At 57.8% G+C, this 21182-nt stretch carries 25 protein-coding genes, 1 tRNA gene and 1 pseudogene; 15 read left to right on the top strand and 12 right to left on the bottom strand.

All coding sequences use genetic code 11. The annotated features are described in order from the left end of the window. The first annotated feature begins 96 nt into the window (after positions 1-96). Positions 97-1410 carry a sensor histidine kinase gene (locus SIB42_RS13545; RefSeq protein ID WP_067094100.1) on the top strand — a complete coding sequence of 438 codons (1314 nt, stop codon included), beginning with the start codon at positions 97-99 and terminating at the stop codon, positions 1408-1410. Here the strand turns inward: SIB42_RS13545 and SIB42_RS13540 are convergent. The 3 genes from SIB42_RS13540 to SIB42_RS13530 all read right to left on the bottom strand — a co-directional run bounded on the left by SIB42_RS13540 (position 1364) and on the right by SIB42_RS13530 (position 4174). After that, positions 1364-2104, bottom strand: a complete 741-nt coding sequence (locus SIB42_RS13540; RefSeq protein WP_067094103.1) for a response regulator transcription factor — start codon at positions 2102-2104, stop codon at positions 1364-1366. The genes SIB42_RS13545 and SIB42_RS13540 overlap by 47 nt on opposite strands. Positions 2105-2324: 220 nt before the next feature. Further along, a complete protein-coding gene (locus SIB42_RS13535; protein WP_369818428.1) occupies positions 2325-2660 on the bottom strand; it encodes a hypothetical protein in 336 nt (111 codons plus the stop codon). A 29-nt stretch (positions 2661-2689) separates the two neighbouring features. Then, a complete protein-coding gene (locus SIB42_RS13530) occupies positions 2690-4174 on the bottom strand; it encodes a sensor histidine kinase (RefSeq protein ID WP_231856383.1) in 1485 nt (494 codons plus the stop codon). Between the two features lie 56 nt (positions 4175-4230). On the opposite strand from SIB42_RS13530, the gene SIB42_RS13525 reads away from it, so the two are divergent. Further along, entirely contained in the window at positions 4231-5049 is an 819-nt protein-coding gene (locus SIB42_RS13525; RefSeq protein ID WP_231856392.1) for an ABC transporter permease, read from the top strand. A 21-nt stretch (positions 5050-5070) separates the two neighbouring features. Beyond that, a complete protein-coding gene (locus SIB42_RS13520) occupies positions 5071-5331 on the top strand; it encodes a hypothetical protein (RefSeq protein ID WP_067094117.1) in 261 nt (86 codons plus the stop codon). Positions 5332-5358: 27 nt separating this feature from the next. Here the strand turns inward: SIB42_RS13520 and trmH are convergent, their stop codons facing one another. Beyond that, positions 5359-6048 carry a tRNA (guanosine(18)-2'-O)-methyltransferase TrmH gene (gene trmH, locus SIB42_RS13515; protein WP_067094120.1) on the bottom strand — a complete coding sequence of 230 codons (690 nt, stop codon included), beginning with the start codon at positions 6046-6048 and terminating at the stop codon, positions 5359-5361. A gap of 139 nt (positions 6049-6187) precedes the next feature. Here trmH and SIB42_RS13510 point away from each other — a divergent pair, with 139 nt between their 5' ends. Beyond that, a complete protein-coding gene (locus SIB42_RS13510) occupies positions 6188-6553 on the top strand; it encodes an AIR synthase (RefSeq protein ID WP_413328149.1) in 366 nt (121 codons plus the stop codon). A gap of 77 nt (positions 6554-6630) precedes the next feature. On the opposite strand, the gene SIB42_RS13505 is transcribed toward SIB42_RS13510, so the two are convergent. Together SIB42_RS13505 and SIB42_RS13500 are read right to left on the bottom strand one after the other, a co-directional pair. Continuing rightward, positions 6631-6825: a hypothetical protein gene (locus SIB42_RS13505; RefSeq protein WP_067094127.1), complete on the bottom strand. Its 195-nt coding sequence runs from the start codon at positions 6823-6825 to the stop codon at positions 6631-6633. Between the two features lie 73 nt (positions 6826-6898). Beyond that, entirely contained in the window at positions 6899-7432 is a 534-nt protein-coding gene (locus SIB42_RS13500; RefSeq protein ID WP_067094130.1) for a hypothetical protein, read from the bottom strand. Between the two features lie 416 nt (positions 7433-7848). On the opposite strand from SIB42_RS13500, the pseudogene SIB42_RS13495 reads away from it, so the two are divergent. Together SIB42_RS13495 and SIB42_RS13490 are read left to right on the top strand one after the other, a co-directional pair. Then, positions 7849-8007: pseudogene (locus SIB42_RS13495) on the top strand (glycine zipper 2TM domain-containing protein); the annotation flags it as partial. Then, a complete protein-coding gene (locus SIB42_RS13490; RefSeq protein WP_067094135.1) occupies positions 8007-8378 on the top strand; it encodes an MGMT family protein in 372 nt (123 codons plus the stop codon). The pseudogene SIB42_RS13495 and the gene SIB42_RS13490, both read left to right, overlap by 1 nt. On the opposite strand, the gene SIB42_RS13485 is transcribed toward SIB42_RS13490, so the two are convergent. Beyond that, the gene (locus SIB42_RS13485; protein ID WP_067094138.1) at positions 8357-9136 is read right to left on the bottom strand and encodes a phycobilisome rod-core linker polypeptide; all 780 of its coding nucleotides are present in this window, start codon (positions 9134-9136) and stop codon (positions 8357-8359) included. The genes SIB42_RS13490 and SIB42_RS13485 overlap by 22 nt on opposite strands. A 305-nt stretch (positions 9137-9441) precedes the next feature. On the opposite strand from SIB42_RS13485, the gene SIB42_RS13480 reads away from it, so the two are divergent. Beyond that, the gene (locus SIB42_RS13480) at positions 9442-10785 is read left to right on the top strand and encodes a 16S rRNA (cytosine(967)-C(5))-methyltransferase (RefSeq protein WP_067094141.1); all 1344 of its coding nucleotides are present in this window, start codon (positions 9442-9444) and stop codon (positions 10783-10785) included. Here the strand turns inward: SIB42_RS13480 and SIB42_RS13475 are convergent. The 3 genes from SIB42_RS13475 to SIB42_RS13465 are packed head-to-tail and all read right to left on the bottom strand — an operon-like array spanning position 10763 to position 13982. Continuing rightward, positions 10763-12772 (bottom strand): transglycosylase domain-containing protein, encoded by a 2010-nt coding sequence (locus SIB42_RS13475; protein ID WP_067094144.1) that lies wholly within the window; start codon positions 12770-12772, stop codon positions 10763-10765. The two genes, SIB42_RS13480 and SIB42_RS13475, sit on opposite strands and share 23 nt — an antisense overlap. Further along, the gene (gene chlG, locus SIB42_RS13470) at positions 12769-13722 is read right to left on the bottom strand and encodes a chlorophyll synthase ChlG (RefSeq protein ID WP_067094147.1); all 954 of its coding nucleotides are present in this window, start codon (positions 13720-13722) and stop codon (positions 12769-12771) included. The genes SIB42_RS13475 and chlG overlap by 4 nt, the downstream gene beginning before the upstream one ends. A gap of 11 nt (positions 13723-13733) precedes the next feature. After that, positions 13734-13982, bottom strand: a complete 249-nt coding sequence (locus SIB42_RS13465) for a DUF2862 domain-containing protein (RefSeq protein WP_067094487.1) — start codon at positions 13980-13982, stop codon at positions 13734-13736. A gap of 77 nt (positions 13983-14059) precedes the next feature. Between SIB42_RS13465 and hisF the strand changes: the two genes are divergently transcribed. The 8 genes from hisF (at position 14060) to SIB42_RS13425 (ending at position 19354) form a co-directional block, all read left to right on the top strand. After that, on the top strand, positions 14060-14839 hold the full coding sequence (hisF, locus tag SIB42_RS13460; protein ID WP_067094150.1) for an imidazole glycerol phosphate synthase subunit HisF: 780 nt from the start codon (positions 14060-14062) through the stop codon (positions 14837-14839). Between the two features lie 47 nt (positions 14840-14886). Further along, positions 14887-15144 carry a hypothetical protein gene (locus SIB42_RS13455; RefSeq protein WP_231856384.1) on the top strand — a complete coding sequence of 86 codons (258 nt, stop codon included), beginning with the start codon at positions 14887-14889 and terminating at the stop codon, positions 15142-15144. Continuing rightward, positions 15141-15842, top strand: coding sequence for a bifunctional demethylmenaquinone methyltransferase/2-methoxy-6-polyprenyl-1,4-benzoquinol methylase UbiE (ubiE, locus tag SIB42_RS13450; RefSeq protein WP_067094153.1), 702 nt, complete (start codon positions 15141-15143; stop codon positions 15840-15842). The genes SIB42_RS13455 and ubiE overlap by 4 nt, the downstream gene beginning before the upstream one ends. An 85-nt stretch (positions 15843-15927) precedes the next feature. Next, positions 15928-16275, top strand: a complete 348-nt coding sequence (locus SIB42_RS13445) for a hypothetical protein (RefSeq protein WP_067094159.1) — start codon at positions 15928-15930, stop codon at positions 16273-16275. Between the two features lie 53 nt (positions 16276-16328). Continuing rightward, positions 16329-17234, top strand: a complete 906-nt coding sequence (glyQ, locus tag SIB42_RS13440; protein ID WP_067094493.1) for a glycine--tRNA ligase subunit alpha — start codon at positions 16329-16331, stop codon at positions 17232-17234. 42 nt (positions 17235-17276) lie between these two features. Then, positions 17277-18083: a DUF4131 domain-containing protein gene (locus SIB42_RS13435; RefSeq protein WP_156485159.1), complete on the top strand. Its 807-nt coding sequence runs from the start codon at positions 17277-17279 to the stop codon at positions 18081-18083. After that, positions 18055-19212 carry a ComEC/Rec2 family competence protein gene (locus tag SIB42_RS13430; RefSeq protein WP_197459871.1) on the top strand — a complete coding sequence of 386 codons (1158 nt, stop codon included), beginning with the start codon at positions 18055-18057 and terminating at the stop codon, positions 19210-19212. The genes SIB42_RS13435 and SIB42_RS13430 overlap by 29 nt, the downstream gene beginning before the upstream one ends. Before the next feature lie 55 nt (positions 19213-19267). Beyond that, a tRNA-Ser gene (locus SIB42_RS13425) sits at positions 19268-19354 on the top strand. Positions 19355-19490: 136 nt separating this feature from the next. On the opposite strand, the gene SIB42_RS13420 is transcribed toward SIB42_RS13425, so the two are convergent. Together SIB42_RS13420 and SIB42_RS13415 are read right to left on the bottom strand one after the other, a co-directional pair. Continuing rightward, positions 19491-20765: a glycosyltransferase gene (locus SIB42_RS13420; protein ID WP_074160731.1), complete on the bottom strand. Its 1275-nt coding sequence runs from the start codon at positions 20763-20765 to the stop codon at positions 19491-19493. Positions 20766-20919: 154 nt separating this feature from the next. Beyond that, positions 20920-21177: a hypothetical protein gene (locus tag SIB42_RS13415; protein WP_067094164.1), complete on the bottom strand. Its 258-nt coding sequence runs from the start codon at positions 21175-21177 to the stop codon at positions 20920-20922. Positions 21178-21182: the final 5 nt, after the last annotated feature.

Below are 21182 nucleotides of genomic sequence, written 5' to 3'. Positions count from 1 at the left end.
TTGTGCTCACTTATTCACCTTCTCCTGTTTCTATGGCCGCTGGAGGAAAGAACGGCTAGATCTCTCTAAGAACTTTCTTAGGGTCTTGCTCAGACAGTGAAACTCCGGTGGCTGTATTCCTTGCAGGTGTGGTTGCAGTCCACATCAGTACTCAGCGTGATCGTCGGTTACACGGTCTTGCTTGTGATCCACGGTGCTCTGGCCGATCACCAACGTAAGCACGGCCATCAGCAGCTGGTGGCTGCTTTGACGCAGCGCATTGAGAAAGGAAGCCCGCAGCCCTCCTCAGTGGCTTGGTTTGGCTCAGATTTACAGGCATCACTTACGCCCCCAGGCCCTATCCAGTTGCCTCACGTGCAAGCTGGAGCATCTGGTCAGCACTGGCTGCTGAGCCGAACACGTTTAACGCTGCCGGACGGGGAAGTCCGCACGCTCAAGGTTCGTCAGAACGTGTCTGCATCGATCAAGCAGCAGCGCTTTGGTGAGTTTCTTCTCGTAGCTGCTGTAAGTGTCTCGATCCTTTTCACATCACTGATGCTGCGGCTGGTGTTGCGCCGGGGCTTCGTGCAGCCTCTGCGGGGTCTTCATCAGCAGCTGCAGGCCCTTGATACCACCAACCTTGGCGCCAATCTCGTTGATCCGGTGTTTCAGCCAAGGGAGTTGCGGTCGATCGCACAGGCCATCAACAGCCTTCAACTGCGCCTCGCAGAGGCCTGGGAGCGTGAACGCGCTTTTGCCAATGCTGTGTCGCATGAATTGCGCACCCCGATCACGGTGATCTTTGGCCATTCACAGCGGCTTCGGCGACAGAACCTTTCTCCAGCGGCTGAGCGTTCAGCCGCCTCGATCCGTTTGGAGGCCAAGCGGATGGATCAGCTTCTGAAGGTTCTGCGTGATCTGGCCCGTAGTGATTCAGCGCGGCTGGATCTTCAGCTGATGCCTGTGGATCCCGACCAGCAGTTGCTGTTGGCCTATGAACGGGTGCTGCCGATGGCAACGGATCGCCTGCTCATTCCTCAACCCGCTAATGAGCCCCATCCGAAGATGATTGCCGACCGTGTGCGTCTGCAGGAGTGTCTGGATGTACTGGTGGAGAATGCTTTGCTCTACAGCCAGGGAGCTGTGCAGATGACTTCCGAGCAGGTCGGCGACCAGATGGTGTTGCATGTGATCGATCAGGGGCCAGGGATCCCCGTGGATGAAAGGGATCTCGTCTTGCGACGCTTCAAGCGGGGTTCAACAGCCGTTGGCACCCAGGGATCCGGTATTGGCCTGGCGCTTGCCGATCAGCTGATGCATGCCATGCAGGGAGATCTGTTGATTGCTGATGCCGATGGAGGCGGAGCCGATCTTCAGCTCCGTTTCAAGCTTGCCCCTGACCAAAGTCTTCTGTTGGAAGGCGAGCAATGAAGCCCACGCCACGAACGGTGTGCAACAGAGCCAGCTGACCGGGGTTCTCGATCTTGCGCCGTAAGTAGCCCATGTAGACATCCAGCGTGTTCGGGTCGCCCACGAATGGCTGCCCCCAAACGGCTTCCAGAATCTGCTGACGGGGTTGCACTTCGCCTTGGTGCTTGATCAGGTAGACGAGCAGATCAAATTCCCGCTGAGAGAGAGACAATGCATGACCCCCTCGTTGCACCTGGTGTTTGATCAGATCGATGTGCAAGTCTCCAAGACTGAGGCTGTCTTTGAGGCGTTCAGAGTTCGCAAACTGGCCCCGGCGTAATCGAGCCCGTACGCGGGCATGTAACTCCTTCAGTTCGAAGGGTTTGGTGAGGTAATCGTCGACACCCAGATCCAGCGCGTGCACCCGATCGTCTACATCGTCGTGAGCTGTGAGCATCAGAACCGGTGTGGTGTCGTCGCTGCTGCGCAACCGCCGGCAGATCTCGGTTCCTTCGAAATCCGGCAGTTTCCAATCGAGCACGACCAGATCAAAGCTCTCCTGCCTCAGCATCAGCAGAGCATCACTGCCGCAATTGGCACTGCTGCAGGTCATCCCCTGCTGGCTGAGCTCATCCTTCAGCAGCAAGAGCAGTTCAGGATCGTCATCAACAACCAGCAACCTGCTGCTGCTGGCTTCCTCGCTTGAGCTTCGCATATGTCCTGCCCCCCTCTTTTCTGTATCTGCATCATTTCCGAAACATCTGGAATCCACATCACCCATCCGGGGGAATGTTCGATGCAGTCGTGAAATACCGCTGTCTCGTTCCCGGGATTTCGACAGCGTTTCTCAGCAACGCGGCAGCTGCGCGCGACAGGGTTTGTTCTTCCCTTGGCTCTGTCTGCTGTTGTGGCCTTCCGTGTGAAGTCGTTGTCCTTCAGGAGGTGCGCGTCTCCTGCTCCGCAAGCTCATCCTCCGCATCATTAATCAGATAGAAGGCCAGCACGGCTAGGCAGGCGATCGCCAGAAACAGGTGATCAATCCAGCCGTAGCGAACACCCATGCCGACGGCGGCGATGTGGGTGTTAACCACGATGAGCACCAGGGAGAAGCTGGCCAGCAGCAGGGCTGGTAGCCGTTGAAGCTGCCGGCGTTGATGCCACATGCTGAACAAGGGAGGCATCAACACCAGCGTCGATACGCCGTGCAGAAGACGCATGCTTAGATCGCTATGCAGATGTGGTGTGATCGACGCCCATAGATTGGCCGGCACCAGCAGCGAGATCAGTATTAGGTAGGGAATCAAGGGGCTCGCCTCAATTGAATACGAAAGCAGCTGCCCATGCCGGGTTCACTCTTCACCTTGATGCTGCCACCCATCGCCTCCAGCAGCAGTTTCACCACTGAGAGCCCAACGCCGCTGCCGCTCTGCCCCGTGGTGTTGGCCCCCCGGTGGAAGCGATCGAACACATAGGCCTGGTCCTGCAAGGGAATGCCGATGCCTCGATCTTCCACCTCAAGCATCAGAGTGTTGAGGCCCGATCGCAGGCGCAGCTGGATGGGCTGTTCTGGGGGTGAGTACTTGTGAGCGTTTTCGATCAGGTTGAGCAACACCTGGCGCAGCCTGGCTTCATCGCCGAGTGCTGTGGTGGTGATCCCATCTGCTGGTAGCTCCAGGCTGAGTTCACGATCCAGCACTGTCCCCTGGGCGCGAACCACTTCATCCAGCAGAGGGTGCAGATCTACTGGCTCTTGTTTGACCTGCAACCGCCCTGAATCGCTGCGTGAGAGGTCGAGCAGGTCGTTGAGCAGTTGCTGCATGCCGATCGTTTCCTCTTCGGCGTCATGAAGGCGTTGCACCAGTTGTGCCTCCAGCTCCGGTGCCTTGCGGATCACGCGTTTGAGAGAGCCCGACACCAAGGTCAGCGGCGCTTGTAATTCATGACTCACCGCGCTCACGAACTGACGTTGTTGGCTCCAGGACTGGGCCAGTCGTTCGGTGAGGGCGTTGTAGGTGCGTGTGAGTTGGCTGAGTTCCTGTGGTCCCTTGGGCACTGGCAAGGCGGCATTCTGCAAGCCTTCAGCAGTGAGCTCGGCGCTGCGGTTGCTGAGCTCCTGCAACGGTTTGGTGATGCGCTTCACCAGCAAGCTGACAAGCAGCAACGAGGCGCTGAGGGAGCTGCCCCAGATCAAGATCATCCAGGCCAGAAATTCGCCCTGGGCTGAGCCAAGGCCGGAGATCTCCGTGCTGCTCCAGAGCAGATCACCCGACGGCAGACGTCGGTCCAGCAGCGTGAGGTACTCGCGCTCTTGCAGCACGATCAGATGCGACTGGCCTCGCTTCCGCAGCGGGTTTGCCGAGACGGCGGCTTTGAGTAGATCCGCTGGGATGGGGCGATGAGCTCTTCTGGGAGTGATCAACTGCCCATTGGGCTGTTCCAGCCAGAGGTTGGTGCGCACGCTGGAGTGATCTCGCAGTTGCTGCACGATCAAGGTTTCGCTTTGATCGCCCTGACCGTGTTGGTTCTCCAGGCGATCAGCGAGTGATGCCGATGCGGCCAGCAGTTCCGCTTCACTCACGCGCAGCCGGCTGCGTTCGCTCAGCAACAGCCCTGTGCTGGTGGCACCGGTGAAGCCGAGCAGCACCGCGGCATAGGTGGCAAGTTGCAGCTGGCCGAGCATGGTGCCCGTCAGGCGAGAGCGCCAGTGGCCGGAACGGTTCATGCTCCAATCCTGCTCTCGGTCGGGGAGTCGGGCAAGAATGCGCTTGATCAGCACTGCGCTCATCTGTGAGTTTTGCCGCCTCGCCTCTGGGCACTGCCCGTCCCAGCCTTTCGGCTCGCATGGCCCGCTGGGGCCTGGTGATCGTGGCGATTTATGGCCTGGTGGCCCTGCTCACACCTGTGTTGTTGGCGGCTGGCCTGCTGCCGGATCCCAATGCCGGCCTGGACAATCCCATCTACGCGCCTCCCTCGATGGCCCATTGGTGCGGCACCGATCGTCTGGGACGTGACGTTTGCGTGCGCACGTTGCAAGGCAGCGGTGTGGCACTGCAGGTGGTTCTCCTGGCCGTGACCTTCGCGCTGGTGATCGGTGTGCCCTTGGGCATGGTGAGTGGCTATCTGGGGGGAAGCGTGGATCGCGTGCTCGTGCTGCTGATGGACACGCTGTACACCTTGCCGGTGTTGTTGCTTTCGGTGGTGCTGGCCTTCCTACTGGGGCGGGGTGTTCCCAATGCGGCCGCAGCGTTGTGCGTGGTTTATATCCCCCAGTACTTCAGGGTGGTGCGCAACCAGACAGCCCAGGTGAAAGCCGAGTTGTTCGTGGAGGCAGCGCGCACGCTCGGCGCCGGACCGGTCTGGATCCTGCGCCGTTACCTGCTGCGCAACGTGATCACCTCGGTGCCGGTGCTGCTCACTCTCAATGCCGCCGATGCGGTGCTGGTGCTGGGTGGCCTCGGATTTCTCGGCTTAGGTCTTCCGGAAACGGTGCCGGAATGGGGCAGTGATCTCAACCTCGCGCTTGCTGCTGTGCCCACTGGCGTGTGGTGGACGGCTCTGTACCCAGGCCTGGCGATGTTCGTGCTGGTGCTGGGTTTGTCGTTTCTGGGTGAGGGGCTTGAAGCTTGGGTGAGCAGCACGGGGCGGGACGCGGCAAAATAGAGCAAAGGAACCGATCAGACCATGCCGTTCTGGGCCACGCTCGCTCTGCTGACGCTGATGGTGACGCTATGGATTTCTGGCCGGAGTAACCCCGATGACGTGATCGGTCTGCTGGAGCAGATGTTGGCGATCGCTCTTGGGCTTGTGGTTCTGTTTATCGGCCGCAGCCTGCCGCTGGAGCTGCTGGCTCTGGTGTTTGCCCTGCGACTGCCTGCAGCGCGTCGCAACCATCCGGTGATGGAGCGCAGGCAAGGCAGCAAGGACGTGTTGATGCCGTTCTGAGCCAGGTCGTTGAGATCTGGATTCGATTCAGCAGCGCAGCTTGGCTGTGCGCGGCAGCTCTTCGAGAATCTCACCGTCTTCTGAGAGCGGCGGATAGCTGCGGCCCTGCTCACGGCACCAGCTCGCAACCTCCGGGTAGCACCACTCAAACAGCAGTTCGGCGTATTGATTTGCAGGAATGCCTTCGCCTTGAAGGGGGGCGAGTCCAGCCGCCTGGCGTTGTCTGAGCGCCTCAAATAGCAGTGTGGCCGTGGCCACTGACACATTCAACGACTGCACCATGCCACGCATCGGAATGAAGACCGCCTGATCCATCAACGCGGTGGCTTCTTCGGTGAGTCCCCATTTCTCCGCACCGAGAATGAAGGCGCTGGGGCCAGTGAAGTCGCATTCGCGGTAGTCGCGCGCGTTCACGCCCAGGTTGGTGCCGTACAGCCGGAACCCTTTGTTTTTGAGGTGGCGTACTGCGCTGCTGATGTCGGCATGGTCATGCAGGGGCACCCAGCGCTGGCTGCCCTGGGCAGTGCTGTTGAAGGTGCGGGGTCGTCCGCTGAAGCTGACGGCATGGGCTTCAAGAACCCCCACGGCATCACAGCTGCGCAGGATGGCCGAGAGGTTGTGGGGCTTTTCCACGTGCTCCACCAGAACGGTGAGATCCGACATCCGGCAGTCCAGGACCTGCTTCAGACGCTGAAATCTGCGGGGAAGGATCGGCATCGCTGAGATCGCTGCAGGCGCGAAGGCATGCCGGCAGCCATAGGGGCATTGCTCAGATTTGCATGCAAGCCGAATTGGCATCCTGCGGACACGACATTGCATTTGCTACGCAAGCCCATGTCATGGCCACCGTCTGAAGGTGGCTTTAGCTGTTAGCACTGATCAGAGCCAGGGATCTGGGATGGGCACGATCTTGACGTCGAATGCGGCTTTGGAGCTCATGCGTCAATCCGCTGTTGCCGGCATTCCCGGTGAAATGCATGCCGAAGTGGTGTCTGGAGGCTGCTCGGATTACGCGATTGTGTTCAAGGCAGGCCGCAATTCGGGCGAGCCAATCTCCAGGGAATCTGGAGTGACGCTCTACTCCAAGGCGGAGCAAGTGCGGTTGTTTTCTGGAATGGTGATCGACTATCAGGAGTCACTGTCCGGTGGCGGATTTTTTCTATCAGGCAAGACGATTGATGTGTCGTCGTGTGGAAATTGCTTCTCGTTTAGGACCGAATAAAATTGTTACTAAGGGTTGAACTCTTTTTGTTCAAGCTCAACCCTCAATCGCCTGATTTGCTCGGCTGATCGACGTGTTTATCCGCAGCAACTGCTTTGCTTTAGTGGAGTGACAGTGACGCCGCTCACGACTTGCGGATCCATCAAGACGCGCACTTTGATGCCGCCATCTGGGTCATCAGAGAGTTCAACGCCAAGGCCTAAAAGTTCCTTGCCAGCGTCGTTTTTGTAGTTAATCAATTCGACGCGTTGGATATTGCTTGGTTCGGGCATTGCTGGGGCTTGTGTTGTGATCAACCATTATGCCTGTCTGATGCTTAGGCGATCTCGACTGATGCAATCAGAGCTATGTGTCAGTACTCCCGTCGGTATCGCAAAGGTTGTGGGCTGCGCAGGCGTAGCGCTGCCTAAAGCTATTCACCATGGCTTGTTCTCCAAATTGCAACGCCTTGTTTTGAACCTCCCGCCAGATAGGTCTGTCGTTGAGGTAAGACTCTAGATGCTGACTTGCTTCCGAGTCGCTGCCGAGGGGTGGCAGCCGCTCGCCCATGGCGACTCGAGCTACCAGATTCCACTCCTGTGGGATGCCGTCGATGTTCACAACAGGTACGGCTTCAAGCTTGCAGGATTCGCTGCTGCGAAAGCTGTTTTTAGTGCAATGGCGTCTTGCACGCAGCCAGAGCTCGCTCTCCTGATTGCGAACTTGCAGGTAGCGCAGCTCAGCGGCTCGGAGGCCATAGGTGGCCATCAACTGGAATGCGAAGCCATAGCGGCGACCCATCGTTGATTGCGGCAAGGCAGCAAGCAGCTCCAGGATTTCTGAATCCTGCAAGGCATAGATGCTGCTTTTGGGCTGGCTGTTTTTGTGTTGCTTGCTCAATGCCCCTGCCCTCGTTGCCTAGTGCAAGCTGATGGCGTGGATTGGATCGCTGTTTGGAGCATGTGGCTGAGCCCAGTCATATCTGGATGCAGGGTCGCCGATGTTCAGTCACCTCTTCAGAGGTGGGCCTCAACAGGATGGCTCTGTCTATGCATGAAGTCACCATGAATCAGCCTGTTCCGGTGAGACTCTCGGCGCTGCTGACGCTGGCTGCCCTGTTGCCAATCACGGCAACTCCTTTGTTGGCGTATGAATATCGGGGTGATCATGGTCGCGGCTACGACGGTCGTGACGACTACGGCTATCGCGCTTATGACAGTCGACGTGCTTACAACAACAGCCGTGACGACGACAACAGACGTAAGTATCTGTATCAACCGAATGGCGTTGCTCGGCGCGCTGCATGGGAGGAACCCAACGCAGATACCAACAGTTGCGTTGAGGGCAGCGTGATCGGCGGTCTGCTCGGAGCCGGTCTCGGTGCTGCCCTGTCGCGTGGCAATGGGCGTTGGTTCGGTGTGCCGGTTGGGGGTGCCGCTGGTGCTCTGATTGGTTGTCAGGTCGACGGCGGTTGATGACGGCTCCACGGCGCAACGCGTTTGATCAGCGGGTGAGAGTTGTGGTTGCCTTCATTCCTGAGGGCCGCCTGTCCACCTATGGCCAGGTCGCGGACTGGATTGGTGCCTATGGCTGTGCACGCCAGGTGGGTTGGGCCCTGCGCCGTTTATGTCTGCCGTCGCGCATTCCCTGGCAGCGTGTGGTCAATGCCCAAGGCCGTATCTCGATGAGCCTGAGTCGCGAGGGATCCGACTGGATGCAGCGGGAGCTTCTGATCGCTGAGGGGATTCCTGTGGATCAAGAAGGCCGTTTGCCCCTCAAAAGGTTCCTGTGGTCACCTGATGAAGGGCAGCTCGCCGAGATGGGTCAGTTGCTCATGGCGCTGTAGGCCACGGTGACCACCAAACGCGTCACTTCGATAACGCCTGCGATCACGAACACCGTTGCAACTCGGGTGGCCCAGCGTGGTGGCTGATTGCCTCTCCAGCTGTTGGAGATTCGCATTAACTGGAGCTTGGCGGAGGCAGGAAACGCGATTCTGCTGGCGCGCCCAGTCGCCAGTTGATTGCCAAGCCTGGAGCCTGTTCCGATGGCTTTGTCGCTGTAGGCGTAACCCAGAGAGACTGCGGCAGTGCGGTTGAAGGCCGACTGGGCTGATCCAGGTTGGTTTTGCCAGGAGCGCACGAACGGAACGCCATGCTCTCCAAAAGCTTGGCTGTATTCCTCTGAATCAATCAGAGAGTCCACCAGCGCATCATGTCCGGCTGCGGCCTGAATCTGAATGGATTCGGACACTTCGCTTTGGTCATGAGGCGGCCTGCCCAGCAGATGTTTGAAATCCAGTTCGATGGTTCGCTGAGGAGAGCAGGAATCGTAAAAGTTTTTGCGATAGAAGTCTGACTTGGCGAGGCCTCGGATGAACTCCTGCACGCTGATCCGTCCATCGCGCAATTCGGCCTCCAGGGAGATTGAGCGCTCACAATCCATGACATGTGCATTGCCATAAACATGCTTGTAGGCCTCTTGAATGGCTGTATCGACATCAGCTGCTTCTGCAGAGCCTGAAAACCCGGACCGCAGTTTTACGGGTTGCTTGGTTGCACGTTCACCGCCGAATTGTGTCGCGACAGAGGTGGACGAAAGCATGGCAATTTTTGGACGTGACCTTGGTATCAAAGAGAGTCTTGAGCCGAACTAAGATTGAATTGAGCGATTCTTATGCTTTCGCAAATAAACAAGATCTTTTTTCAAATTGATCGACGTTTTTAGTGAAATTAAGTTTCTTTTTTAGGCGATTTTCAATATCCCTGCTAGCCCTTTGATTTCGCTTGACGGCTTGTGCGGTTGTCTTTGAAGACTGTTGTCTCAGGCTGAATGTTGCCTTATTGCTGGCGCATGACCCCAGGCTCTGGAGGTTGCTGGCCGATGATTGAAGCCAGCGAAGCCCATCTATGGCTCAACCTGCTGATCCGTCTTCCCGAGATGCTCTGCTCTCTCGTCGTGTTGCCTGGGATGTGCTTGAGGCGGTTGCAGCAGGGGCTTACGCGGACGTCGCTCTAGAGCGGGCTCTGCGCCGACGGCCTCTGAATGCTCTCGATCGTGGATTTGTCACGGAGCTGTCCTATGGGGCGATTCGCTGGCGGCAGTGGCTGGATGGCTGGCTGGATCGCTTGGGCAAGGTGCCTGCCCGCAAGCAGCCACCACGTCTGCGCTGGCTGCTTCACATCGGCCTTTACCAGTTGCTGCGGATGGAGCGCATTCCTGCCTCGGCTGCCGTGAATACCACCGTGGAACTGGCCAAGCACGGCAAGTTGGCGCGTTTGGCACCGGTGGTGAATGGACTGTTGCGTTCAGCCTTGCGAGCCCGTGAGGCTGGCGAAGCGTTGGCTCTGCCTGCGGAGCCGGCGGCTGCTCTGGCCCAGGAGCAGTCGCTGCCGTTGTGGCTCAGCCGTGGACTGTTTCAGTGGTGTGGCCCAGAACAGGCGGAGCGCGTTGCCAGAGCTTTCAATCAGGTTCCACCCCTCGATCTGCGCGTGAATCGCCTGCGTTCAACTCCCGATCGTGCGGAAGCGCTGTTCGCCGAAAGCGGCATTGCAACAGCTGCGATCGCCGGTTGCCCGGATGGACTTCAGGTGCTGGAGCCATCCGGTGATCTGCGCCAGTGGCCTGGTTTCAGCGAAGGCTATTGGTGCGTCCAGGATCGTGCGGCTCAGTGGGTGGTTCCGTTGCTGGATCCATGCCCTGGTCAGCGCGTGCTGGATGCTTGTGCTGCCCCAGGTGGCAAAGCCACTCATTTGGCCGAGTTGATGGGTGATGAGGGAGAGATCTGGGCTGTGGACCGTTCACCCGGTCGCTTGCAGCGGGTGGCCGCCAATGCGGCACGGCTGGGCTGCAGCAGTATTCAGGCACTGGCGTCCGATGCGTCGCAGCTCGCCCAGGAGCGACCGGAGTGGAGAGGGCGATTTGACCGGATTCTTGTGGATGCACCCTGTTCAGGTCTAGGCACGTTGGCGCGCCATCCCGATGCTCGCTGGAGAGTCACCGAGGAGTCGGTGGCTGACTTGCTGAAGCTGCAGATCGAGCTTCTGCACGGTCTTCGATCGTTGCTGGCACCGGGTGGACGTCTGGTTTACGCGACCTGCACGATCCATCCCTCAGAAAACACTGAACAGATCCACAGCTGGCTGCAGGAGCATCCTGATCTCGTGCTCAACTCAGAGCAGCAGCGCTGGCCTGATCCCAGTGGGGGCGATGGCTTTTATGCCGCAGTGATCACTGCACCGGCAGCGGCATGAAGTTTTCATCCACAGGTGGCCCCCCGGGTGGAGCGATGTAGCGCCTTGGGGGTGTGGCTGGTTTGTCGGTTGTCGGTTCTTCGCCGCTGCTGAACGGCTGGTCCCCATTTTCATCGGTGGCTGTGGCGCCCGTTGTGGTGCGGCTTTGCCTTTGCGGACCTGTGAAGGGGCGGTTGAGGACTGGTTTAGGAGGGAAGTTCTGAACGTTGTAGCTGCCCTTCACTTGGATCATGAATTGCTTCCAGGCCCAGGCGGCCTCGCCGCTGCTGCTGTTGGTTTCGGCGTTGTTGTCGTAGCCGAACCAGACCGCGGTGGTGAGCTGTGGGATTGAGCCAATGAACCACAGGTCTCGGGCTCCTTCGGAGGTGCCGGTTTTGCCAGCCACAGGGCGATCATCAAGCCGTGCTGCAGCACCCGTTCCTCCTGTCACCACCCGTTGCAGCATCCAGTTCATGGCATCGGCCACCTCGCTGTCGAGGGCCCGACGGCCTTTCTCGCCATCGATGCGCCTGCTCCAGAGAACGTTGCCTTCAGGGCCGCGGATTTCTTCGAAGGCCATGGGTTTGACGTACACCCCGCGATTGGCCACGGCGGCATAGGCGGTCGTCATCTCGAGCACGGTCTGCTCATAGGCACCGATGGCCATCGGGTAGTACTTGCCAAGCGGGCGCTCGTTGCCAATGCCCAGCTTGTTGGCGGTGCCGATGATCGCGTCGAAGCCGACTTTGTCCTGAAGCTGCACGGCCACCGTGTTCAGCGAATTCTTGAGGGCGTCAGCCAGTGAGATGTTGCCGAAGTATTTGTTTTTGAAATTCTTGGGGCAGTAGCCCGACCAGCAGCGAGGAGCATCCACAAAAATGTCTTCCGGCTTCACTCCCGAACTGAGGGCAGCGGCATAAGGAAACAGCTTGAAGGTGGATCCCGGCGAGCGCAGGCCCTGGGTTGCTCTGTTGAATTGACTGCTGCTGAAGTTCTTGCCACCCACCATCACTCGCACCAGGCCTGTTCCTGGTTCCATCGACACGATCACCCCTTCGGTGTTGAACGGGGCATACTTCCTCACCACTTGCTGGGCTTTCTTCTGCCAGTCGAGATTGAGGCTGGTGCGGATCTTCAGACCTCCAACTTCAATTTGCTCAGGGGTCAGCAGCTGCGGCAATTGTTGGGCCACCCAGCTGGTGAAGTACGGCGCTGAGCTGTTGAAATATTTGGGAATGGCTGGTTTGAGATCGAGCGGGCTGTTACGAGCCTGCTCGGCTTCGCTGGCGGTGATGAATCCAGCCTGTTGCATCCGATTCAGCACGATGCTGCGTCGCTCCAGGGCCAGGTCAGGGTTCACCAGCGGTGAATACACCGATGGAGCAGGGGGAAGGCCGGCAATCAGTGCGGCTTCCTGCAGGTTGAGTTGATTTGGTGTCTTGGAGAAATACACCCAAGCGGCATCGGACAGCCCATAGGCGCTGGCGCCGAGATACACATAGTTCAGGTACTGCTCGAGAATCTGCTCCTTGCTGAGCTGGCGTTCGAGTTTGTAGGCCAGGGCTGCTTCTTTAAGCTTGCGCGTGATCGTGCGGTCCTGGCTGAGGAACACCGTTCGTGCCAGTTGCTGGGTGATCGTACTGGCGCCTTCTCGCACGGCTCCCTGACGCACGTTGCGCACTAGAGCCCGGCCGATGCCCCAGATATCAACACCGTTGTGCTCGTAGAAGCGTCGATCTTCGGCGGCGATGAACGCCTGCTTCACCAGCAAAGGCATCTCCCCGGGTTTGATTTTTTCGCGGGTCGCAGGTCCCAGCTTCTGGATTACCGCGCCATCACTGGCGAGCAGGGTGATCGTGCCGGGTCGACTGAAACGGCTGATGCCGCGTGCATCGGGGAGAGTGGCGTCGAAAGCACTGACAACGGCGGATTGCGCCAGAGCCACACTACTGCCGATCAAAAGGGCTGAGCCGCCGATCAGAATCCAATGACGACGGGTGCGGATCACATGCCTTGGGTCAGAGGGCTGTGACCAATCGCTAAGGCGGTGACCAGCATTCCCAGCACCAGAAAGGGTTGCGCGCTCGCCTGATATTTCACGTCATAGGCCACGGGATCGCGCAGCAGCCAGATGTCCTGGAAGGTGATCTGGGGCACGATCAGCAGCACAAGAAGAACAGCAGCAAAATGCTGCCCGATCGCGATCAGCACCGCAACCATCAGCAGCTGAAACAGATCAATCATCCCAGCGCTGATCCAGCTTGCTGGGCCAATTCCGAATGCAACCGGAAGTGACTGAAGCCCGAGGGCACGATCACCTTCCACACTTTTGAAGTCGTTCACCACGGCGATCCCCAACCCTGCAAGGCTGTAGGCCAGGGTGAGCAGAGCGGTCGCCCAAGTGAGTTGACCGAAGAGTGCCTGGCCTGCCCACCAGGGAAGAGCGATGTAACTGGCGCCCAGGGCGTAGTTACCAAGCCAGCCGTTTTGTTTGAGCTTGAGAGGAGGCGCGGAATAGATGTAGCTGATGAAAGACCCGCCGACAGCCAGCAGAAAGAGCACAGGGGTGGTGTGCTGGGCCCATTGGTCCAGACCCCAGGCCACAGCCAATCCGCTCAGCAGCAACACCCAGATCTGCAGCCTGACTTGTCCCAGTGAGATCGCGCCGGATGGGATCGGCCGGTAGGGCTCATTGATCGCGTCGATGTCGCGGTCGTAGTAGTCGTTGATGGTTTGGGTGTAACCCGCCAGTAGGGGGCCACTCATCAGCATGCAGGCGATGGCGGCGAGCACGTGATCAAGACGCCATTCGTAGTTCCCACTTGCCGCAGCGCCGCAGACAACGCCCCAAATCAAGGGGATCCAGGTGACCGGCTTCATGAGCTGCAGACGCAGCTTCCAGATGTTGGTGGTGCCACTGGCACCTTTCATGCCGAGCAGCTGTCGGGCGTCACTCACGGAATCAGGCCTCAGGCAGCGACGATCTCGTCTTCAAAGAACCAGGAGCTGGATCCATCACTCAGCTCGACGACCACTCCAATGCCTTTGCCATCGACCGTGCGGAATTCAGTAACGGTGCCGAAGGCATCACTTTTTAAGAGGTCAACCATGCCCTGGGGAATGCGATCACGAACCCGGGTGACCCGAACTTTGCTCCCAACCTCAATGGACTCGAGTTTCGGTGTTGGAAGAGGTTCTGAGCCGGTTAATCGTTTGATCAGATTGAGAACATTTCCCAGCATGACCTGCAAGGCTTGGAAAGACGTTGCACCTTAACAGCCGTGTATCGAATGCCATGGTCGCCCTTCGCTTGATTCCCTGTCTTGATGTCGCCAAGGGGCGCGTGGTGAAGGGGGTGAATTTCGTCGGACTTCGTGATGCGGGAGATCCTGTTGAGCTGGCCTGCCGTTACAGCCAGGCCGGTGCTGACGAACTGGTGTTTCTGGATATCGCGGCCAGTCATGAGGGCCGAGCCACTCTGGTGGAGATGGTCCGCAGAACATCGGAGCAGGTCACTATTCCCTTCACCGTTGGTGGTGGAATTGCTTCAGTAGAGGGAATCACCGAGTTGTTGCGGGCGGGAGCTGACAAGGTCAGCCTCAATTCCTCAGCAGTGCGAAGGCCGGAGCTGGTGAAGGATGGAGCGGGCCGCTTCGGTTGTCAATGCATCGTAGTGGCGATTGATGCTCGCCGGCGGGAGGCAGGCGGCTGGGATGTGTATGTGAAGGGTGGCCGTGAGAACACTGGCCTGGATGTGATCGCCTGGGCACGCCAGGTGGCTGAACTCGGAGCCGGTGAAATCCTGCTCACATCCATGGATGGTGATGGCACCCAGGCGGGATATGACCTCGAGCTCACGCGGGCGGTTGCACAGGCCGTGCCTGTGCCTGTGATCGCTTCCGGCGGCGCTGGTTGTCTTGATCACATCGCTGCGGCACTCGATGAAGGTCCGGATGGCGGACAGGCATCCGCTGCACTGTTGGCATCCCTCCTTCATGACGGAATCCTCACCGTTGAGGCGATCAAGGCCGATTTGCTCAGCCGAGGCCTGATGATCCGGCCCCTTGAGGCTTGACTTCTCTTAGTGTGTAAAGAACTGTTCTGCGTGGTCGGACTCCCTTAGTGCATCTCCTGCTTTCCACGATTGAGGCACTGACGGTTTCTTCAGTTCACCCACTCATCCCAACGAGCTGGGTGCTGCCTCTGGGCATTCTGCTGGTGTTTGTGGTGGTCGCCCTTGTGGGCTGGGCACTTCAGTTGATGCAAGCCGCCATGGATCAGGGCGAGTTTTCGCTCATGTTGGCTGGCTGCATGGTGTGCTCAGCCGCCGTCGGACTCGCCACTGTGATGGTCATGACTCTGAGTGGCCTGCCGCTTTGAAGCCCGGCGATGCTCAAGCCGTTGAACAGTTGTTCAACGATGCTGCGCACAGTTACGACAAGTTCAACGATTGGCTCAGTCTTGGGCTGCATCGCCAATGGAAGCGAGAGATGGTGCTGCAGCTCTCGCCAAAGCCAGGAGAGCAATGGTTGGATCTTTGTTGCGGAACAGGTGATCTAGCCCTCTCTTTGGCACGCCGTTTGCGACCTGGAGGGAGTGTGGTTGGTGTGGATGCGGCCGCTGCACCTCTGGCGATTGCGGCCCAACGATCGGCGCGCGAACCCTGGCTGCCGGTGCAATGGCAACAGGGTGATGCTCTGAACCTGAAGATGCCTGATGCCTGTGTCGATGGGGTGTTGATGGCTTATGGATTACGAAATCTTGCTGACCCAGCGGCAGGTCTCAGGGAGCTTCGGCGCGTGCTGCGTGATGGAGGCCGGGCCGGTCTGCTGGATTTCAACCGACTGCCCTCAGGTACTGCTGCGGCTCTGTTCCAACGCACTTACCTGCGCAGAGTGGTGGTTCCCATTGCGTCTCGGGCCGGTCTTGCCGAGCACTACGCCTATTTAGAGGAGAGCCTCAAGCGTTTTGCCGATGGAGCCGCTCAGCAGCAGCTGGCTCTCGATGCCGGTTTTCGCGAAGCCTGCCATCGCCCAGTGGCAGCAGGCCTGATGGGCCTTCTCACAGTTTGGGCCTGAGCTATTCATTTTCCGACGTGCCTCGCTTGCGACAGGTGAGACCGATGAACTATGAAGGAATGATTAAGAAGCGGGGGAGAAACGCATGGCCTTTCCATTGCCGTCTCTGCTGTCCTCCATTGAGGATTTGCTGGATGAAGTCCAGTGGCTGGACGGGATGATCCTGGTCACCGACTCACAAAAGGCCACCTTCGTTTCGTTCTCTCAAGTGGATCCGGTTCTGCGCCGTCTGCGCTCTCGCCCAAGGGGTGCGGAGGTGGCCGAAAAGCTCTGTATGTCGCTGCTGGAGACCCACGGCAAAGGCGCCAGCAAACCCGTTCTGGTTTTTCAGGGTGATGGCAGTTTCTGGCTGGGCACCATGGGCCCGGGGCGCAGTCATCCCCATCGCCATCACGCGATCGCCCATCTGCGTCGCTGCCTTTCCCTGAGCTGAGCTGTCCAGGCGGCTCTGGCGCGAGAATGCATTGGATTGGCTCCAGCGCACGGATGCATTTTCAGGACATCATCAGCACTCTCAACCGGTTCTGGTCCGAGCAGGGGTGTCTGCTGTTGCAGCCCTACGACACGGAAAAGGGCGCAGGAACCATGAGTCCGCACACGGTGTTGCGAGCGATCGGACCGGAGCCCTGGGCCGTGGCTTATCCCGAGCCTTGCCGTCGCCCCACCGATGGTCGTTACGGCGATAATCCCAATCGGGCACAGCATTATTTCCAGTACCAGGTGCTGATCAAGCCTTCGCCGGATGGCATCCAGGAGACCTACCTCGCCTCATTGGAAGCGATGGGGATCCGTGCTGCTGATCACGACATCCGCTTCGTGGAAGACAACTGGGAGTCACCGACCCTCGGCGCCTGGGGCGTGGGCTGGGAGGTCTGGCTCGATGGCATGGAAGTGACCCAGTTCACCTATTTCCAGCAGTGCGGCGGCATCGATTGCAAGCCGGTGTCGATTGAGATCACCTATGGGCTTGAGCGTTTGGCGACGTATTTGCAGGACGTCGAAAGCATCTGGGATCTGAGCTGGAATGCCGACCGTAGTTATGGCGATATCTGGCTTCCTTTTGAGAAAGGACAGTGCCATTTCAACTTTGAGGCCTCCAACCCTGAGCGCCTCAAGCAGTTGTTCGCGATCTATGAAGCGGAAGCTGCTGATCTCATTGAAAGCAATCTGCCTGCGCCCGCCCTGGATTTTGTGCTCAAGTGCAGCCATACCTTCAACCTGTTGGAGGCTCGAGGGGTGATCTCGGTGACGGAGCGCACAGCCACCATCGGTCGGATCAGAAACCTGGCCCGCAAGGTTGCCGAGGCTTGGCTGTCTGAGCGGGAGGTGCTGGGGTTCCCATTGCTGAAGCAGCCCGCCGCTGCTGCTGCCGTAGCAGCCACCGCCGTCTGATCGCGGGGGGGGGGACTCTCGCAACAACTCCGATCGTGCTGAATGAAACCGGTGTTCAGTGCCGGGTTGTTGCTGTTCATGGCCTGCATAGGGGCGACCTATGTTCGCTCCCCAGCGCAGTGGTTGAGCCTGGTGGCGCTTCTGGTCGGCGGACTGGTTGCCTGGGGGCGAGCCAGTCATCGGCCGAGAAAGGTTATGGCGGGTCTCGCTTTGATGCTCTGTCTCGTTAGCGCTCGCTGTGGAGCTGGGGCCATGCCCCAGCCTCAGTCAGGAGATCCCAGCCTGTTTATTCCTCGTGATGGCACGCCACTCGCGGTGCGCCTCGTGGTCCGCATCCATGCTGACGGTGCTGTGACCAACGGTCTCTGCCGGTCTCTGCTGGATGTCAGCAGCCTCCATGGCCAGTTCAGTCGAGGCCGAACGGAGCTCACCATCGACCTGTGCACGACACCTTTATTGACTGGATCATGGCTCGAGCTTGAGGGCGAATTGCGCCGCCCTCAACCTGGCTCGCACCCGCTATTGGCCCGTGGTGATGAGCGACTGGCTCTGCAACGAACGTGGAGTCGTCTGCGCACTGATGCCATGCACGTGTTGCGGCAGGACTGGACTCCTCTGGCAGATGCACGCCGCACGATTGCTGAGCGTTTCACTGACCTTGCCGGGGAGCAGTCGGGAGTTTTGCTCGCGGCTCTGGTGCTTGAAGCTGCTCAGGTGTCCTTGCCGCGAAGCCTGCGCGAGGGATTTCGGGTGGCTGGGTTATCGCACGCTCTGGCGGCACCGGATTTCATCTCTCTGTGCTGTTGGGCAGAGCACTCGCTTGCACCAGGACCTTGCCTGCGGCCTTAAGGCTTGCTGCGGGGAGTGGAGCCATGGCGTTGTTTCTTGCCCTTGCGGGCGCGCAGCCATCCAGCCATCCGTGGTGCGCTCAGTGTTGATGGGTGCTGAGGCACTGCTGATTCGTGAGAGCGGACATCGCAGTCGCCCGCTGGGGGCTCTCCTGGTCACCCTGGTGCTCATGCTGCTGGTGCATCCAGCCTGGGGGCGTTCCGTAGGCTTTCAGCTCAATGCAGCGGCGACGGCTGGCCTGGTGATTTCGGCCGGCCCCCTGGAGCAATGGATCGTTCAGAACTGGCCCCAGCCATTGCAAAGACTGGCTCCGGCGCTTTCGATTCCCCTTGCTGCTCTGTTCTGGACCCTGTCGTTGCAATTGCTGTATTTCGGAGCAGCGCCGCTTTACGCCTTGCTCAGCAATCTGCTTGCTGCTCCGTTGTTAGCTCCACTCACCCTGGCCGCCATGGCACTGGCAGTGATGGTGCTGCTGTTGCTGTTGGCGGCTGCTCTGAGCGCTGCTCTGTTGCCTGGCTTGATCTGGCCTGTGCAGCAGTTGAGTTGGTGGCTGATCAGTTTGGTGAATTGGATCATTCAGTGTCCAGGGGCTCAGATGCTCACAGGGCCGGTGCATCCCTTGCTTGTGTTGTTGTTTGCGCTGGGGCTGCTCCCTTGGCTATTGCTTGCTCAGCAGCGCTGGCGTGGCCTTTCGCAGCTGTGGTTTCTGTTGGCGGTATGCCTGCAGGTTCATGTTCAGCTGCGGGACGACTTGATTCGTGTGGAGCAGTGGGGTCGTCAGTGGTTGGTGTTGCGCCACCGAGGTCGGGCGGCCCTGTTGAGCCGCCATGGTGATGACCTCAGTTGTCGAATCGCGACGCGACTGAGTCATGGGCTCGGCCATCAACGGCTGGATTGGATTGCGGTTCTCGATCCGGTGGGTACGGATCAGCAGGTGTGTTGGAACGCATTGGCGCGCACGCTTCAAGTTGAACAGAGAGGCCGGCTTCCTCTTACGCCAGGGCAGCGTCTCCAGAGCGATGGACTGAGTGTTGGCGTCGCTGACCAGCGGGGTCGCATGTTGAACGTCCGCTTTGGAACTCGAGTTCAACGACTGCGTCGCAGTGATCTTCGCCTTCAATCGGGCTGAGTGTTCAGGGTGCGAGAGGGCTGCCTACTAAAGTGGGAATGCGCTTCAAGCGCTTGGAGAGGTGGCAGAGCCCGGTTGAATGCGCACGACTCGAAATCGTGTAGGGGTAACACCCTCGTGGGTTCGAATCCCACCCTCTCCGTTCCAAGCAAGTCCTAAGAAGCTCCGCGTCGTCCCAACCCTTTTGCGGTCGGGGACTGTTCTAGTTCTTTCTAGTCCTGGATAGTCTCGCCGAACACCAGGATGTATCCCGATTGTGTGAGTAGAAATCCTGGTATTTATCTTGTTTTTCGCAGACAATATTTAGTTGCACTTTTGATGCTTGTTCTTAGGACGCCGTTGACTCTTCTGTAATTCAGTTTTGTTATGGCCTTGAGAGTGCTGCTGTTGAAGCCAGGGTAAATAATACTGTCCGCAGTTATTTCGCGTTTCTCTGTTTGAAGAACTCTGATCCATTTCCACGTAGCTGCTTCTGAATTCAGAGAAAACAATTTTGCAACTGCTAATGATCTGCATTGTAGTTCTTTGTACCGATTGGTATCTGAGCAGGCTTCTCGAATTATTCCTGCCAGTTGGCTGGTTCTTTGGATTGTTAATTCAGGAAAATATTGCATCGCTTCATGCATTCCATAATCTCCAGATGCTATGACTGGTGTGCCAAGCGCCATGCATTCAAAAGTCGCTGCACCAAATGATTCGCGAATGCCGGTTGGGTTTTGGAGAGCAAGATGAGATGATTCGATGATTTCATCCTTCTCAAGGCCAAGGTTGCCATGAAACTTGCAGTGGCCTTCGGCAATATCGGACTCTGGAATGTACTTTAAAATTTGGTTAGCGTAACTAGGGTTCGCAGGTACTAGCTGATGAACATCATTCCAAGAGTTATAGGTCAATGCTGAGCCGATTATATTCAGCTGGGCGTTTGGATATAATTTTTTTATTCTTTTCCATTGTTTGGCAATGTGAAGTAGTCCTTTGTCTGGAACTAGTGCGCCCAGGTGGACGAGTCGAAGAGGGAAGTCTTGTCTTGTTTCTATTGAACTCTCTGTGTTAGATTTGTTTGCTGGCGAAAAAATGTTTTGTATGATTATGCATCTTGGGTAAAATCTGCAATTGGATGAGTGCTGATAAGATCCTTGGTTGATGTATGCCAAAAAGTCTGCTTGTCGAAGCTTGTGCTTGAAGTGAAAGGGGTGATGTAGCCAGCAAAATACTCTATTGGATATAAGTTTCAGCTCTGCAAGCTTGCACGTTTCCAGGAGTAATGCGGTTATTATTGCGCGAGAGCCGGTCTCTGCTGGGCTGCTTAGGAATTGACAAAAATGCTCTAAGCTCGTGAAGCTGACTTGTTTTAAATTTTGACTTGCATTTAAAATGTTGATTGGAGAATAGTTTACTAAATAGATGTTCCATTGTGGCTTCGCTCTTGCCAGTCTTGAGGCAAGTAGGACTGTGACGTGCTGTGTGCCTCCGATTCCGGGGTTGTGCTCTGTATTTAGGTCAAATGTTTTGCATGAGGCTGAATAAGAAAAGACCGGCAGATAAATCTTCATCGTCAAATTGATTGATTAAAGTACTTTAGCAGTTAGCCCCTGATTTGCGCTTCTGATGCAGGGTGGAATGAGATGTTTTCGTGATGGTGGATTGATTTTGTAAGTATTGCTCTCCTTAGTGCTGTTGCCTCTTCAGGTGCTCGATTTTGCTCTCTTATGAGTGGAATAGCAGCACCAATCCTTCCTTGACCTGGTGGAACTCCCTCTCCTCTCTACTCAAATCCAGGCCGACCTCTAGGCCTTCGCTGACTGCTTCATCGAAGGGAGGGGTGTTCGGGGGCTTTTCCTCTCTCCACAGTGCGGCGATTCCCACGGCTGTGGCATGCCAGTGGAAGTGATCGGTTTCTCCAATTGAGGCTTCCTGGAGAGCTTCCTCTAGGAGGCCGTTGAGAGCAGTGCTGGTGGTTGCCATACCTC

It is taken from the genome of Synechococcus sp. MIT S9508, assembly GCF_047303045.1.
Lineage (GTDB): Bacteria > Cyanobacteriota > Cyanobacteriia > PCC-6307 > Cyanobiaceae > Synechococcus_C.
Note: the sequence above shows the minus strand (reverse complement) of the source record. Positions and strands in the feature narration are given on the sequence as shown.

Bases quoted from the DNA above. Each gene is read 5' to 3' on its own strand.
- SIB42_RS13490 (WP_067094135.1), top strand. From the start codon at position 8,007: ATGACGGCTCCACGGCGCAACGCGTTTGATCAGCGGGTGAGAGTTGTG.
- SIB42_RS13485 (WP_067094138.1), bottom strand. From the start codon at position 9,136: ATGCTTTCGTCCACCTCTGTCGCGACACAATTCGGCGGTGAACGTGCA.
- SIB42_RS13445 (WP_067094159.1), top strand. From the start codon at position 15,928: ATGGCCTTTCCATTGCCGTCTCTGCTGTCCTCCATTGAGGATTTGCTG.
- SIB42_RS13525 (WP_231856392.1), top strand. From the start codon at position 4,231: ATGGCCCGCTGGGGCCTGGTGATCGTGGCGATTTATGGCCTGGTGGCC.
- SIB42_RS13530 (WP_231856383.1), bottom strand. From the start codon at position 4,174: ATGAGCGCAGTGCTGATCAAGCGCATTCTTGCCCGACTCCCCGACCGA.
- hisF (WP_067094150.1), top strand. From the start codon at position 14,060: ATGGTCGCCCTTCGCTTGATTCCCTGTCTTGATGTCGCCAAGGGGCGC.
- SIB42_RS13505 (WP_067094127.1), bottom strand. From the start codon at position 6,825: ATGCCCGAACCAAGCAATATCCAACGCGTCGAATTGATTAACTACAAA.
- trmH (WP_067094120.1), bottom strand. From the start codon at position 6,048: ATGCCGATCCTTCCCCGCAGATTTCAGCGTCTGAAGCAGGTCCTGGAC.
- SIB42_RS13540 (WP_067094103.1), bottom strand. From the start codon at position 2,104: ATGCGAAGCTCAAGCGAGGAAGCCAGCAGCAGCAGGTTGCTGGTTGTT.
- SIB42_RS13420 (WP_074160731.1), bottom strand. From the start codon at position 20,765: ATGAAGATTTATCTGCCGGTCTTTTCTTATTCAGCCTCATGCAAAACA.
- glyQ (WP_067094493.1), top strand. From the start codon at position 16,329: ATGCATTTTCAGGACATCATCAGCACTCTCAACCGGTTCTGGTCCGAG.
- SIB42_RS13415 (WP_067094164.1), bottom strand. From the start codon at position 21,177: ATGGCAACCACCAGCACTGCTCTCAACGGCCTCCTAGAGGAAGCTCTC.
- SIB42_RS13435 (WP_156485159.1), top strand. From the start codon at position 17,277: ATGAAACCGGTGTTCAGTGCCGGGTTGTTGCTGTTCATGGCCTGCATA.
- SIB42_RS13520 (WP_067094117.1), top strand. From the start codon at position 5,071: ATGCCGTTCTGGGCCACGCTCGCTCTGCTGACGCTGATGGTGACGCTA.
- SIB42_RS13480 (WP_067094141.1), top strand. From the start codon at position 9,442: ATGGCTCAACCTGCTGATCCGTCTTCCCGAGATGCTCTGCTCTCTCGT.